Annotated in this window: 16 protein-coding genes; 6 read left to right on the top strand and 10 right to left on the bottom strand. The window is 72.1% G+C overall.

The genetic code is table 11. The features are described from left to right. The first annotated feature begins 27 nt into the window (after nt 1–27). Entirely contained in the window at nt 28–213 is a 186-nt protein-coding gene (gene rpmB / locus ABD999_RS21420) for a 50S ribosomal protein L28 (protein ID WP_043618345.1), read from the top strand. Nucleotides 214–323: 110 nt separating this feature from the next. On the opposite strand, the gene thiD is transcribed toward rpmB, so the two are convergent. From thiD to ABD999_RS21405, 3 genes are all read right to left on the bottom strand, one after another. Continuing rightward, the gene (gene thiD / locus ABD999_RS21415; protein WP_148029516.1) at nt 324–1,109 is read right to left on the bottom strand and encodes a bifunctional hydroxymethylpyrimidine kinase/phosphomethylpyrimidine kinase; all 786 of its coding nucleotides are present in this window, start codon (nt 1,107–1,109) and stop codon (nt 324–326) included. A 68-nt stretch (nt 1,110–1,177) separates the two neighbouring features. Then, nucleotides 1,178–2,878, bottom strand: a complete 1,701-nt coding sequence (locus ABD999_RS21410; protein WP_271280231.1) for a hypothetical protein — start codon at nt 2,876–2,878, stop codon at nt 1,178–1,180. A 300-nt stretch (nt 2,879–3,178) separates the two neighbouring features. Then, a complete protein-coding gene (locus ABD999_RS21405; protein WP_271280230.1) occupies nt 3,179–4,297 on the bottom strand; it encodes a thiamine-monophosphate kinase in 1,119 nt (372 codons plus the stop codon). Nucleotides 4,298–4,437: 140 nt separating this feature from the next. Between ABD999_RS21405 and ABD999_RS21400 the strand changes: the two genes are divergently transcribed. After that, the gene (locus tag ABD999_RS21400) at nt 4,438–4,671 is read left to right on the top strand and encodes an Lrp/AsnC family transcriptional regulator (protein ID WP_138708324.1); all 234 of its coding nucleotides are present in this window, start codon (nt 4,438–4,440) and stop codon (nt 4,669–4,671) included. 11 nt (nt 4,672–4,682) lie between these two features. Beyond that, nucleotides 4,683–5,111 (top strand): DUF3515 family protein, encoded by a 429-nt coding sequence (locus tag ABD999_RS21395; RefSeq protein WP_148029513.1) that lies wholly within the window; start codon nt 4,683–4,685, stop codon nt 5,109–5,111. Here the strand turns inward: ABD999_RS21395 and ABD999_RS21390 are convergent. Genes ABD999_RS21390 through ABD999_RS21380 form a run of 3 tightly spaced genes read right to left on the bottom strand, consistent with a single transcriptional unit; the run spans nt 5,094 to nt 7,975 of the window. Further along, nucleotides 5,094–6,191 carry a D-alanine--D-alanine ligase family protein gene (locus ABD999_RS21390; RefSeq protein WP_271280229.1) on the bottom strand — a complete coding sequence of 366 codons (1,098 nt, stop codon included), beginning with the start codon at nt 6,189–6,191 and terminating at the stop codon, nt 5,094–5,096. The genes ABD999_RS21395 and ABD999_RS21390 overlap by 18 nt on opposite strands. A gap of 58 nt (nt 6,192–6,249) precedes the next feature. Then, a complete protein-coding gene (locus ABD999_RS21385) occupies nt 6,250–7,260 on the bottom strand; it encodes an NAD(P)H-dependent glycerol-3-phosphate dehydrogenase (RefSeq protein WP_271280228.1) in 1,011 nt (336 codons plus the stop codon). A 4-nt stretch (nt 7,261–7,264) separates the two neighbouring features. Continuing rightward, nucleotides 7,265–7,975 carry a lysophospholipid acyltransferase family protein gene (locus tag ABD999_RS21380; protein WP_271280227.1) on the bottom strand — a complete coding sequence of 237 codons (711 nt, stop codon included), beginning with the start codon at nt 7,973–7,975 and terminating at the stop codon, nt 7,265–7,267. Between the two features lie 77 nt (nt 7,976–8,052). Here ABD999_RS21380 and cofC point away from each other — a divergent pair, with 77 nt between their 5' ends. Both cofC and ABD999_RS21370 read left to right on the top strand, forming a co-directional pair. Beyond that, entirely contained in the window at nt 8,053–8,691 is a 639-nt protein-coding gene (cofC, locus tag ABD999_RS21375; RefSeq protein ID WP_148029509.1) for a 2-phospho-L-lactate guanylyltransferase, read from the top strand. Between the two features lie 18 nt (nt 8,692–8,709). Further along, the gene (locus ABD999_RS21370; protein ID WP_219543711.1) at nt 8,710–8,910 is read left to right on the top strand and encodes a hypothetical protein; all 201 of its coding nucleotides are present in this window, start codon (nt 8,710–8,712) and stop codon (nt 8,908–8,910) included. A gap of 48 nt (nt 8,911–8,958) precedes the next feature. Here ABD999_RS21370 and ABD999_RS21365 read toward each other — a convergent pair whose 3' ends face one another. From ABD999_RS21365 to leuC, 4 genes are all read right to left on the bottom strand, one after another. After that, nucleotides 8,959–9,258, bottom strand: a complete 300-nt coding sequence (locus ABD999_RS21365; RefSeq protein ID WP_148029507.1) for an HU family DNA-binding protein — start codon at nt 9,256–9,258, stop codon at nt 8,959–8,961. Nucleotides 9,259–9,358: 100 nt separating this feature from the next. After that, a complete protein-coding gene (locus ABD999_RS21360) occupies nt 9,359–9,586 on the bottom strand; it encodes an SCO5555 family protein (protein WP_148029506.1) in 228 nt (75 codons plus the stop codon). Beyond that, nucleotides 9,565–10,152 carry a 3-isopropylmalate dehydratase small subunit gene (gene leuD / locus ABD999_RS21355; RefSeq protein WP_148029505.1) on the bottom strand — a complete coding sequence of 196 codons (588 nt, stop codon included), beginning with the start codon at nt 10,150–10,152 and terminating at the stop codon, nt 9,565–9,567. Before leuD ends, ABD999_RS21360 begins: the two co-directional genes overlap by 22 nt. A gap of 14 nt (nt 10,153–10,166) precedes the next feature. Further along, nucleotides 10,167–11,552 carry a 3-isopropylmalate dehydratase large subunit gene (gene leuC / locus ABD999_RS21350; RefSeq protein WP_148034312.1) on the bottom strand — a complete coding sequence of 462 codons (1,386 nt, stop codon included), beginning with the start codon at nt 11,550–11,552 and terminating at the stop codon, nt 10,167–10,169. A 101-nt stretch (nt 11,553–11,653) separates the two neighbouring features. Between leuC and ABD999_RS21345 the strand changes: the two genes are divergently transcribed. Beyond that, on the top strand, nt 11,654–12,370 hold the full coding sequence (locus tag ABD999_RS21345) for an IclR family transcriptional regulator (protein WP_148029504.1): 717 nt from the start codon (nt 11,654–11,656) through the stop codon (nt 12,368–12,370). Nucleotides 12,371–12,387: the final 17 nt, after the last annotated feature.

Genomic DNA, 12,387 nt, shown 5'->3' with positions numbered 1-12,387 from the left:
ACATCGACTGTTTTAAGGAGCGATACCGTGGCTTCCGTCTGCGATGTCTGCCGCAAGGGACCGACTTTCGGCAACAACGTGTCCCACTCCCACCGCCGCACCCGCCGCCGCTGGAACCCCAACATCCAGACGGTCCGCGCCGTCGTCGGCGGGACGCCGAAGAAGCTCAACGTGTGCACCTCCTGCATCAAAGCCGGCAAGGTCACCCGCTGAGCCACACCTGACGAAGAAGCCCGCACTCCGCGAGGGGTAGCGGGCTTCTCGCTTTCACCGCGCCCGCCTCTCCACGAGTGGCGGGCTTTCGCGCGTACGGGCCCGGCGGGTCAGCGCCAGCGCCAGGCGTGGTCCACGGGGCCGATGCCGGCGCCGAGCGGGAAGCCGTGGGCGATCGCGCCCGTGACGTACTCCTTGGCCTTGCCGACCGCGCCCGGCACGTCCTCGCCCAGAGCCAGGTACGAGGCGATCGCCGAGGCCAGCGTGCAGCCGGTGCCGTGCGTGTGACGGTTGTCGTGACGCTCGGCGGTGAACCGGTGCTCGGTGACGCCGTCCGTCAGCAGGTCCACCGGGGCGCCCGGCAGGTGGCCGCCCTTGATCAGCGCCCACCTGGGCCCGAGTGCGAGCACGGCGTCGGCGGCGCGGCGCAGGTCGTCCTCGTCCTCGACCTTGACGGAGGTGAGCTGCTCCACCTCCCACAGGTTCGGGGTTACGACGGTCGCCACCGGCATCAGCCGCGCCCGTACCGTCTGCACGGCCTCAGGCGCCAGCAGCGCGTCGCCGTGCTTCGACACCCCCACGGGGTCCACCACGACCGGGGCCGCGTACGCGCCGAGCGCCTCGGCCACGGTCTCCACCAGGGCCGGCGAGGCGAGCATGCCCGTCTTGACCGCCTGGGCGCCGATGTCGCCCAGCACCGAGTCGAGCTGTGCCCGCACCGCCTCGGGCGGCAGCTCCCAGTAACCCTGGACGCCGATCGAGTTCTGCGCGGTCACGGCCGCGATCACGCTCATGCCGTGCACGCCGAGGGCCAGCATGGTCTTCAGGTCGGCCTGGATGCCCGCGCCGCCGCCGGAGTCGGATCCGGCGACGGTGAGGACGCGTGCGGGACTCATGGGGGAAGCTGAATCCGTCATGTCCCCCATCCAACCACTTGACCAGCGACGCAGCGGCCGCGCTCCGATCAGGCGACGGCGCACTCCCCGCCGACGAGGCCGCAGCTCTTCGGCGCGCCCGCCTTGCCGGTGGCCGAGATCGTCAGGTCGGCGGTGGCGCCGGTGGCGATCGGCGTGGTCATGTCCAGGATCAGCAAGTTGCCGTCCTGCGTCCAGTCAGCGCCCTCCACGTCCAGGACCTTGCCCTTGACCGGCATGGACAGGGTGAAGACGCTCAGCGTCTTCCGGGAGTCGTTCGTCACGCTCATCGTCGCCGTGTAGCCGGTCAGCCGCTGCCGGTCCACGTTGAACTGGACGTTGACCGAGCTCGCCCCGCCCGACAGCGGCCGGCGCGAGCTCCCCGTGTCGCTGGACGGCGGCGTGTCCTCCGGCTGGGGGACGCCCTGGGTCGGGATGGAGCCGTTGTCGACGTCGAGCGGCGTGTCGGTCGGCTCCTGGGTGACCTCTTCCTCGGAGATCTCCACCGCCGGCTCGTCGATCAGGTCCTCGGCGGGCGCCTTGGACTTGGTCCTGGTCGGCTTCGGCGTGGGCGTGGCGGTGCGGCGCGGGGCGGGCGCCTGGGTGTTCGCCCGCGTCGGCTCGGGCCGGGACTCCTCCTCCGTGGGGTCCTCCTCCGGCGTCGCCTCGTCCTCCTCCAGCGGCTCGGACTCCTCCTCCACCGCCGGCTCGGACGCCTGCGGGCCCGGCTGGCTGGAGCCCTGCACGGCGGCGCACTTGCCGCCGGGGCAGCTCGCCTCGGCCCCGGGAGAGCTCATCATCTTGACGCCCGCGACCGTGCCGCCCAGCACGACCACCACGGCGGCCACGGACAGCAGGGCCAGCTTCCCCCTGCCGCCGCCGGACGGGGCGTCGAGCCGGTCGGGGTCCTTCTGCTGCTTGCGCCGGCCGCGCCCGCGGCGGGACTCCTGGGCGGGCTCCTGGCCCGACCAGCCGGAGTCGAGGAAGCCGGTCTCCGCTTCCGCCCAGGCCGGGGTACGGGCGACCATGGTGGGCTCGCCGGCCACCTTGACGTCACCGGGCTCGGGCGGGAGGCTGGGCGGCTCGAACCGGCCCGTCGCCTCCTGCCCGAACGGATCGCCCTGCTCCCCGGCGGACTCCCGGCCGAACCGGTCGTCCTGGAAGTCGCCGCGCGGATTCCCGAACGGGTCGTCCTGCGCACGGAGCCCGCCCTGCGGATCGGCGCCGAACGGGTCACCCTGCGCGGAGCGGAACCCGCCCTGGGGATCGCCGGGGCCGAACGGGTCGTCCTGCGGGGACCGGAAGTCACCGCGCGGATTCCTGAACGGGTCGCCCTCCGCGGAACGGAACCCGCCCTGCGGATCGCCGGGGCCGAACGGGTCGTCCTGGGGAGACCGGAAATCACCGCGCGGATTCGCGAACGGGTCGTCCTGCGCGGAGCGGAACCCGCCCGGGGGGTCGGCGGGGGCGAACGGGTCGCTCTGGGGGGCGCGGTAGGCGCTGTGGGGGTCGGCGGGGGCGTGTCCGGACGCGTGGTCCTGGTCCGGCAGGCGGCCGAAGGTCTGGGTGCTCTCCGGGACGTCGTCCCAGGACGGCGGCGGGGCGAACGCGCCGGTGGTCTCGTACGGCTGCTCGTCCTGCGGGTGCCCCTGGTCACCGCCGGGGCGCGGGGGCACCGCGAAGGCGCCGGTGGTCTCGAAGGGCGCGGACTGGTAGCCCCCGGCCGGCGGCGGGGTGTCCTGCTTCGGCATCGGCGCCCACTGACCGGTCACTTCCGGCTGATCGGGCAGGGCAGGCCAGCCCGGAGGCTCCGGCTGCTCGCCTCTGCTCCAGAAGCTGTCGGACTGCTGGTTGTCAGGGCCCCAGAAGGCGCTGTCCCCCCGATCGTGCGCGTCTTCGGATCCACCTGTCCCGTGGCGGCCCATAACAGCCCTTTCTGCCGGTTACGGTTGGCCGCCAATCTTCATAACACCTCGGCTACGTCTTTGTCCCATCAATCTCCATAGTCACAGCCCAAATCCGGAAATTATTACTCAAATCGGGACAGTCGATCACCGAAAGTGATCCCAGCCGCCGCGGCCCGGCGCGCGTCCCCGCACGTGCACGCCCTCCCCCTCGGACACCCGGCCCACGACCCGCCACGACGCCGGCAACGACACCTCCGGAGGGAAGGTCGCGGCCAGCGCGTGGTCCTCCCCGCCCGTGAGCACCCAGTCGAGCGGATCGGCGCCCAGTTCCCCGGCCGCCGCCGCGATGGCCTCCGCCACGGCGAACGCCCCGGGGTCCAGGTCGATCCGCACTCCACCGGCCTCCGCGACGTGCCCCAGGTCCTGCAGCAACCCGTCACTCACGTCGATCATCGCGCTCGCCCCGAGCCGCGCCGCCTCCACCCCGCACGAGTACGGAGGCCGCGGCCGCAGATGCGCCCCCACAACTTCCCCCAGCAGATCCTCAAGCGCTTCCCCGGCGGCTCCCCCACCGGACCCCGGGGTGGGCGGACCGGGCGCGACAGAGGCCCCGTGCGGTGCACCCTCCGGCTCCGCGATCCCGCCGTACGCGCCGGGCGCGGAGGGCCCGGGCGGAGCGCCTCCCCCGGAGGCGGCTCTCCCAGGGGCGGAAGGGTCGGACGGGGATGCGGGCTCGTCCGGGGTGACCTCTGTCTTCTGGGGTTCCTCGTACGTGGCGGAGGTCGCGGGTGGGGGGACGCGGCCGGATTCGAGGAGGGCGAGACCGGCGGCCGACCAGCCGAGGCGGCCGGCGACCGCGACGACGTGCCCCGGCCGTGCGCCGGAACGCTCCACGGGCGGGCGGCCCTGAAGGTCGCCCAGCACCGTCACCCCGATCACCACCAGGTCGCACCGGGTGATGTCACCGCCCGCCACGCTCGCCCCCACCAGCGCGCACTCGTCGCGGAACCCGTCCGTCAGCGCGTCCAGCCACGTGACGGGAAGGCACGCCGGGATGCCCAGCCCGACCACGATGGCCGTGGGCACCGCGCCCATGGCCGCCACGTCGGCGAGGTTCTGGGCGGCGGCCTTGCGTCCGACGTCGTAGCCGCTGGACCAGTGGCGGCGGAAGTGTCTACCCTCGATGAGGACGTCCGTGGAGACCACCACGCGCCCGTCGGGCGCGCTCACCATGGCGGCGTCGTCGCCCGGGCCGAGAAGCACCGTCTCGCCCTGGGGCAGCCGCCCCGAAACACGTGCTATGACACCGAACTCGCCGAGATCTCCGACTGTGATGACGCACCTCCTGACGCACACAGGGTACGGTGGCCCTTCGGCGTGATCCAATCGCCTGGGAGGACGTAATGGTGCAGGCCTACATCCTTATTCAGACCGAGGTCGGCAAGGCCGCCGCAGTGGCTCACGAGATCTCCGGCATCCCCGGGGTGACTCAGGCGGAAGACGTGACCGGACCGTACGACGTGATCGTCCGCGCCGAGGCCCGCAACGTCGACGAACTGGGCAAGCTGGTGGTGGCCCAGATTCAGGCGGTGGAGGGCATCACACGTACTCTTACGTGTCCGATCGTCCACATCTGAGGTTCCCATCGATGCGTGCGGCTTCCATCCTGTTCGTCCTTCTCGCGCTCGCCGGGTGCGGCGCCGTCCAGGTGGAGCCGCCAGTGCCGGAGGGTGAGGCGGTGGCCGCCTGCGAGCGCCTCGCCGGGCTGCTGCCCGAGACCCTCGACGGCGACGGCCGCACCGCGACCATGCCCGAGTCCCCGTACGTCGCGGTGTGGGGCGAGGGCGCCATCGCGCTGCGCTGCGGTGTGCCGCGCCCGGCCAGGATGGCGCCGACCGACCAGCTCCAGGAGATCGACGGGGTGGGCTGGTTCGCCGATCCGGAGACGCCCACCCTGTTCACGGCCGTGGCCGCGCCGCTCTACGTGGAGGTCGCGGTCGGCGGCTCGCACGTGGCCGGCGAGGTGCTGGCCCTGCTGTCGGGCCCGATCGGGCAGGTCTCACCGCAGGCCGGGTGACCGGTTCAGGGCGAGCTGGATGAGCCTGTCGACCAGCTCCGGGTAGGACAGCCCGGACGCCGCCCACAGCTGGGGCGCCACCGACAGCGAGGTGAAGCCCGGCATGGTGTTGATCTCGTTGAGCACGAGCTCGCCCTCGGGCGTGTAGAAGAAGTCGACCCGGGCCAGCCCCTCGCACTCCAGCGCCTCGAACGCGCGCACCGCCAGCGCGCGCACCTCCTCTGCCACCTCGGCGGGGATGTCGGCGGGCACGGTCAGCGACATCTGGTCGGGGTAGTACTTGGCCTCGAAGTCGAAGAACTCCTGCCCGCCCTCGACCTTGACCTCGCCGGGCCTGGAGGCGGCGGGCGGGTCGTCGCCGAGCGACTGCAGCACCGCGCACTCGATCTCCCTGCCGCCGACCGCCGCCTCGATGAGCACCTTGGGGTCGTGCTGGCGGGCGAACTCGACGGCACGCTCCAGCCCGGCCCTGTCGTGGGCCTTGGAGATGCCCTGCGAGGACCCGGCCCTGGCGGGCTTGACGAACATCGGCCAGCCGAGCTGCTGCTCGGCCTCCTTCATGATCCGGTCTCGGCCGAGCCGCCAGTCGCGGTCGCGTACGGCGAGGTAGCGGCCGATCGGCAGGCCGGCGGCGGCCAGCACGGCCTTCATGTAGCCCTTGTCCATGCCGACGGCGCTGGCCAGCACGCCGGAGCCGACGTAGCGGACCCCGGCCATCTCCAGCAGGCCCTGGATCGTGCCGTCCTCGGCGAACGGCCCGTGCATCACCGGGAAGACCACGTCGACCGACCCCAGCTCGACCGGGATGCTGCCCGGGTCGTAGGCGACCAGGCCGGTGCCGCCGGTGGGCAGCGCGAGCGACGCGCCGGAGGTGTCGACGGAGGGCAGCTCGCCGCCCTCGATCTGGAACCGCTGGTCACCGGCGGCCAGCACCCATCTGCCGTCTTGGGCGATCCCGATGGGGACCACCTCGTACTTGCTCGTGTCGATCGCCTCCAGCACGCTCCCCGCCCCCATCAGGGACACGGCGTGCTCAGAATTGCGACCTCCGAAGACGACGGCGACGCGTGGCTTGCTCATGTCGTCCGAATCTACCGGGCGCGTTCCCGTCACAGCGAGCCGAGCACGCGGTAACGGGTCAGACTCCGTAACGCTCGGGCTTGGGCGAACGCGACATCAGGAGCATCCCGGCCTCGGTCGGGGACATGCCGTCGTGCACCACGCCCACCACGACCTCGGTGATCGGCATCTCCACTTCGTGCTTCCTGGCCAGCCCCAGCACGGACTCGCAGGACTTGACGCCCTCGGCGGTCTGGCGGGTGGCGGCGATGACCTCGTCGAGGGTCATGCCCCGGCCGAGGTTCTCGCCGAAGGTGCGGTTGCGCGACAGCGGCGACATGCAGGTGGCCACCAGGTCGCCCATGCCGGCCAGGCCGGCGAAGGTGTGCGGGTCGGCGCCGAGCGCGCCCCCGAGGCGGGAGATCTCGGCCAGCCCCCTGGTCATGAGCATGGCGCTGACGTTGGCGCCCATGCCCATGCCGGCGGCCACGCCGACGGCCAGCGCGATGACGTTCTTCACGGCGCCGCCCAGCTCGACGCCCACCACGTCGGTGTTGGTGTAGGGGCGGAACCAGGGCGGCAGGTGGCAGGCCTTCTGCAGCCGGGCGGCGACGCCCTCGTCGGAGCAGGCGACGACGGCGGCGGCGGGCTGGCGCAGCGCGATCTCCTTGGCCAGGTTGGGCCCGGACACGACGGCCACCTGCTCGTCGGGGACGCCGGCGACCTCGCGGATCACCTCGCTCATCCGCTTGGAGGTGCCGAGCTCGACGCCCTTCATCAGGCTGACCAGGACCGCGTCGCGCGGGATGTGCGGGCGCCAGGCGTCCAGGTTGGCCCGCAGCGTCTGGGAGGGCACGGCGAGCACCACGAACTCGGCCCCGTCGAGCGCCTCGGCCACGTCGGTGGTGGCGCGCAGCGAGGCGGGCAGCGCGATGCCCGGCAGGTAGTCGGTGTTCATGTGGGTGCGGTCGATGGACTCGACCACCTCGCGCCTGCGCCCCCACAGGGTGGTCCGGTTTCCCGCCTCGGCCAGGATCATCGCGAACGTGGTGCCCCATGACCCGGTGCCGAACACCGCGACCTTCGCCATCACGTCACCGCCCTTCGGGGTCGTAGGGAGTCTCCGGCGCCTTCTCGCCCCGGAGCTCTGCCAGCTGCGCGGTGATCGCCGCCATGATGTCGGCGGTGGCCTCGCGCAGCACCTGAGCGTGCGGCGGCAGGCCCGCGTATCCGGACAGGTCGACCGGCTCGCCGACCATGACGCGGAACGTCTTGCGCGGGAACAGCCTGGGCTTCTTCTCCCCGTACGGGAGCAGCTCCTGGGCTCCCCAGTGGGCCACCGGGATCACCTTCGCGCCGCTCTCCAGGGCCAGCCTGGCGACGCCGGTCTTGCCCACCATGGGCCACAGCCCGGGATCGCGGGTGCAGGTGCCCTCGGGGTAGAACAGGATCGCCCCGCCGGCCCTGAGCCGCTCCGACGACGCCTCCAGCGACCTGGCCGCCTCGCTGCTGCCGCGGTTGACCGGGATGGCGCGCAGCGACCGCACCGCGTGACCCAGGAACGGCACCTTGAACAGGGTGGACTTGGCCAGGACGATCGGCCAGCGGCCGTTGTTGTAGAGGAAGTGGGCCAGCAGCACGGGATCGGTCCACGACAGGTGGTTGGCCGCGATGATGACGCCTCCGGTGCGGGGGATGCGGTCGCCCCGGCGCCAGTCGCGCTTGACCAGGAGCGTCGAGAGCGGTTTCACGATCACGACGGCCAGCGTCTCCCAGAAACGCGATGGACGCGTAAAGCGGCTCATGGGCTCCTCCAGCACCGACGGATGCGCCCAAGTGTCCCGGTTGGCCGCGCGGGATGTCGAGGCGCGATGCTTAGCCTATGAGCTTGCGCTGGTCACTGGTGATCCCGGTGAAGACGCTGGTAGCGGCGAAGACCCGGCTGGCCGCCGCCACGGGTCCGCACCGGACGCGGCTGGCCGTCGCCGTCGCCTGCGACACCGTGACGGCGGCGCTCGCCTGCCCGCCGGTGGCGCGGGTGATCGTGGTGACGGCCGACCCCGCCGCCGCGGGGCCGCTGGCGGCCCTGGGCGCCGACGTGGTGGAGGACCCCGACCGGGGGCTGAACACCGCGCTGCGCACCGGCGCCGCGCACGCCGCGCGGCTGGCGCCCGGTGACGCGGTGGGGGCGCTGCAGGCCGACCTGCCGGCGCTGCGGCCGGCCGAGCTGGCCACGGCGCTGGCCGCCGCCGCCGAGTTCGACCAGGCGTTCGTGCCCGACGCGCTGGACGTCGGCACCACCTTCTACGGGGTACGGCCCGGCCGGCCGTTCCTGCCCCGGTTCGGCGGGGAGTCGCGGGCCAGGCACCTGGCGGGCGGGGCGAAGGAGCTGTGCCTGGAGGGCATCGACTCGCTGAGGCGGGACGTGGACACGCCCGACGACCTGCGCGCGGCGCTGGCGCTGGGATTGGGGCGGCACACCGCCGCGGTGGTGGCCGAGCTGTGGCCGGGCTCGGGCTGACCCTCTAGATTGGTTCACGTGCAGGGCACAGTGCGCAGCTTCGACACCGGCACCCGGTCCGGCACGGTCTTCCTCGACGACGGGACCGTGCTGGCCTTCCCCACGCGCGCCTTCGACGCGGGCCCGCTCCGGCTGCTCCGCACCGGGCAGCGGGTCAACATCGCGGTGACGGACGGCGAGATCACCTACATCACGCTGTCGACGTTCCCGCTGCCATGAAAGAGCCCGGGGCCGCGATCGCGGAACCCGGGCCTTCGCCGTCAGCGCTTACTTCTTCTTCGCGGCCTTCTTGCCGCCCTCGTTCACCAGCTCCTTGAAGTCGGAGCCGGGCCGGAACTTGGGCCCCCAGCTCTCCGCGACCTTGATCTCGGCACCGGTCGACGGGTTCCTCGCCGTGCGGGCGGGCTTGTGCACCATTTCGAAGGCGCCGAAGCCGGTGATCGAGACCTTGTCACCATTCGCCACGGCCTTCTGGACGGCGTCGATGATCGCGTTGACGGCCTCGGTGGCCGTCCTCTTGTCGCCCACGCGGTCCGCGATGGCGTCGACGAGCTCCCGCTTGTTCATGAAAGTTCTTTCCCCCCAAGTTGCGGCTCGGGGTTCCAGCTCACGAGTCCGGCGTAGAAACCCCGTACGCGCTCGAAAGTAGGCGGGATCGCGGGTGAACTCAATCACCATGCGTGTTTTCGGCATCGCGTGGCGTGTCGAGCAGCGCCATCAGGCTTTCGAGGCGGGCGGCGGCCCGCCCAGGATCACGTTTGGCGAGATCGCAGATGGCGAGGTAGCGGCGGCCCAGCCGCTCCCGGTCTGCGGCGGGCAGCATGCGGACGCGGCGGTGCGCTTCGCGCAGCCGCCGCGCCAGTTCGTCGTCTTCTAGACGGTGGTCGGCAACCATGGCTGCCGACCATTCTCGTACGAGGTGATGTCGTCGGCGTGACGCAGGGTCAGCCCGATGTCGTCGAGGCCCTCCATCAGCCGCCAGCGGGTGTAGTCGTCGATCTCGAACGCGACGGTCTCGCCGGCCCAGCGGACCTGGCGTTCGGCCAGGTCGACGGTCACCTGCAGCTCGGGGTCCGCCTCGATCGCCCGCTGCAGGTCCTCGACCCGCTCGCCCGGCAGCACGACCGGCAGCAGGCCCATCTTGGTGGAGTTGTTGCGGAAGATGTCGCCGAACCGGGCGGCGATGACGACGCGGAAGCCGTACTGCTGCAGCGCCCAGACGGCGTGCTCGCGCGAGGAGCCGGTGCCGAAGTCGGGACCGGAGACCAGGATCGAGGCGCCCGCGTGGACGGGGTCGTTGAGCACGAACGACGGGTCCTCGCGCCAGGCGGCGAACAGGCCCTTCTCGAACCCGGTGCGGCTGACCTGCTTGAGCCAGACGGCCGGGATGATCTGGTCGGTGTCGACGTTGCTGCGGCGCAGCGGCGCGGCCTTGCCGGTGTGCGTGGTGAAAGCGTCCATCGGTACGGGGTCTCCTAGAGGTCGGCGGGCGCGGTCAGGCGGCCGGTGATCGCGGTCGCGGCGGCGACCTGCGGCGACACCAGGTGGGTGCGGCCACCCTTGCCCTGGCGGCCCTCGAAGTTGCGGTTGGAGGTGGAGGCGCTGCGCTCGCCGGGCTGGAGCGTGTCGGGGTTCATGCCCAGGCACATGGAGCACCCGGCCTCGCGCCACTCGGCGCCGGCCTCCTTGAACACCTCGTGCAGGCCCTCCTGCTCGGCCTGCTTCTTGACCATCATCGAGCCCGGCACGACCAGCATGCGGGTGGTGACCTTGCGGCCGCGCAGGATCTCGGCGGCCGAGCGCAGGTCCTCGATGCGGCCGTTGGTGCACGAGCCGACGAAGACGGTGTCGACCTCGATGTCACGCAGTCGCGTGCCGGGGGTCAGCGCCATGTACTCCAGCGCCCGCTCGGCCGCGGACCGCGCCACCGGGTCGGCGAAGCTCTCCGGGTCGGGCACGCTCGCGCCGAGCGGCAGGCCCTGGCCGGGGTTCGTGCCCCAGGTGACGAACGGGGTGAGCGTCGTGGCGTCGATCTCGACGACCTGGTCGAACACGGCGTCGTCGTCCGTCTTGAGCGTCTTCCAGTACGCCACCGCCTGGTCCCACGCCTCACCGGAGGGGGCGTGCGGGCGGCCCTTGAGGTAGGCGAACGTGGTCTCGTCCGGGGCGATCATGCCCGCGCGGGCGCCGGCCTCGATGGACATGTTGCAGACGGTCATGCGGCCCTCCATGGAGAGCTTGCGCACGGCCTCGCCGCGGTACTCGATGATGTGGCCCTGGCCGCCGCCGGTGCCGATCTTGGCGATGATGGCCAGGATCAGGTCCTTGGCCGTGACGCCGACGGGCAGCTCGCCCGAGACCTCGATGGCCATGGTCTTCGGCCGGTAGGCGGGCAGCGTCTGGGTGGCCAGGACGTGCTCGACCTCGCTGGTGCCGATGCCGAACGCGATGCCGCCGAAGGCGCCGTGCGTGGAGGTGTGGGAGTCGCCGCAGACGATGGTCATGCCCGGCTGGGTGAGACCGAACTGCGGGCCGATGATGTGGACCACGCCCTGCCCGGCGTCGCCCATCGGGTGCAGCCGGATGCCGAACTCGGCGGCGTTCTTGCGCAGGGTCTCGACCTGGGTCTTGGAGACCGGGTCGGCGATCGGGCCGAGCACGGTCGGCACGTTGTGGTCCTCGGTGGCGATCGTGAGCTCGGGCCTTCGCACCTTGCGGCCGGCGAGCCGGAGCCCGTCGAACGCCTGCGGGCTCGTTACCTCGTGGATGAGGTGAAGGTCGATGTAGAGCAGGTCGGGCTCGCCGTCGGCACGGCGCACCACATGCTGCTCCCAGACCTTCTCCGCCAGTGTGCGGCCCATGATCTCCTCCTGTTTGCCTGCGATGCCTCGTCGCACCGCCGCTCCCTCGCGGGGCTGCCCCCGACTTGCCTTCTCATATGGCGAGACTGCAGTATCGATGCATGGACAACTCTAGCGGAGTCGGAGTACTGGACAAGGCCGTTCTGGTGCTCAACGCCCTCGAAGCCGGACCGGCATCCCTGGCGCAGCTCGTTCAGGCGACCGGCCTGGCCCGCCCCACGGCCCATCGGCTCGCCGTCGCTCTCGAACACCACCGCATCGTGAGCCGTGACACGCAGGGCCGGTTCGTGCTCGGCCCTCGCCTTTCGGAGTTGTCCACCGCCGCCGGCGAGGACCGGCTGCTGGCGGTGGCGTCGCCCGTGCTGACCCAGCTGCGCGACACCACGGGCGAGAGCGCGCAACTCTACCGCCGCCAGGGCGACGAGCGGGTGTGCGTGGCCGCGGCCGAGCGCTCCAGCGGCCTGCGTGACACCGTGCCCGTCGGCTCGGCGCTGCCCATGACGGCGGGCTCGGCGGCGCAGATCCTGCTGGCCTGGGAGGAGCCCGACCGGCTGCACCGGGGGCTGCGCGGCGCCAAGTTCACCGCCGCGACGCTGGCGTCGGTGCGGCGGCGGGGCTGGGCGCACAGCGTGGGCGAGCGCGAGCAGGGGGTGGCCAGCGTCTCCGCGCCCATCAGGGGCAACGGCGGCAAGGTGATCGCGTCCGTCTCGGTGTCCGGCCCCATCGAGCGGCTGACCAGGGCACCCGGGCGGCTGCACGCCGTGCCGGTGGTGGCCGCGGCGGAGCGGATCACCGAGGCGATGCGGCGCACCTCGTGATCGGTCGAAGCCGTGAC

The sequence above is a fragment of the Nonomuraea ferruginea genome, from assembly GCF_039540635.1.
Taxonomy (GTDB): Bacteria; Actinomycetota; Actinomycetes; order Streptosporangiales; family Streptosporangiaceae; genus Nonomuraea; species Nonomuraea ferruginea.
The sequence above is the reverse complement of the archived record's forward strand: the minus strand, read 5'-3'. Positions and strand labels throughout refer to the sequence as shown.

What these genes read in the sequence shown, in the direction of transcription:
- ABD999_RS21410 (WP_271280231.1), bottom strand. Translation starts at nt 2,878, where the DNA reads ATGCCGAAGCAGGACACCCCGCCGCCGGCCGGGGGCTACCAGTCCGCG.
- ABD999_RS21395 (WP_148029513.1), top strand. Translation starts at nt 4,683, where the DNA reads ATGCGTGCGGCTTCCATCCTGTTCGTCCTTCTCGCGCTCGCCGGGTGC.
- leuD (WP_148029505.1), bottom strand. Translation starts at nt 10,152, where the DNA reads ATGGACGCTTTCACCACGCACACCGGCAAGGCCGCGCCGCTGCGCCGC.
- ABD999_RS21380 (WP_271280227.1), bottom strand. Translation starts at nt 7,975, where the DNA reads ATGAGCCGCTTTACGCGTCCATCGCGTTTCTGGGAGACGCTGGCCGTC.
- thiD (WP_148029516.1), bottom strand. Translation starts at nt 1,109, where the DNA reads ATGAGTCCCGCACGCGTCCTCACCGTCGCCGGATCCGACTCCGGCGGC.
- ABD999_RS21360 (WP_148029506.1), bottom strand. Translation starts at nt 9,586, where the DNA reads ATGGTTGCCGACCACCGTCTAGAAGACGACGAACTGGCGCGGCGGCTG.
- ABD999_RS21345 (WP_148029504.1), top strand. Translation starts at nt 11,654, where the DNA reads ATGGACAACTCTAGCGGAGTCGGAGTACTGGACAAGGCCGTTCTGGTG.
- ABD999_RS21400 (WP_138708324.1), top strand. Translation starts at nt 4,438, where the DNA reads ATGGTGCAGGCCTACATCCTTATTCAGACCGAGGTCGGCAAGGCCGCC.
- leuC (WP_148034312.1), bottom strand. Translation starts at nt 11,552, where the DNA reads ATGGGCCGCACACTGGCGGAGAAGGTCTGGGAGCAGCATGTGGTGCGC.
- cofC (WP_148029509.1), top strand. Translation starts at nt 8,053, where the DNA reads ATGAGCTTGCGCTGGTCACTGGTGATCCCGGTGAAGACGCTGGTAGCG.
- ABD999_RS21385 (WP_271280228.1), bottom strand. Translation starts at nt 7,260, where the DNA reads ATGGCGAAGGTCGCGGTGTTCGGCACCGGGTCATGGGGCACCACGTTC.
- ABD999_RS21365 (WP_148029507.1), bottom strand. Translation starts at nt 9,258, where the DNA reads ATGAACAAGCGGGAGCTCGTCGACGCCATCGCGGACCGCGTGGGCGAC.
- ABD999_RS21390 (WP_271280229.1), bottom strand. Translation starts at nt 6,191, where the DNA reads ATGAGCAAGCCACGCGTCGCCGTCGTCTTCGGAGGTCGCAATTCTGAG.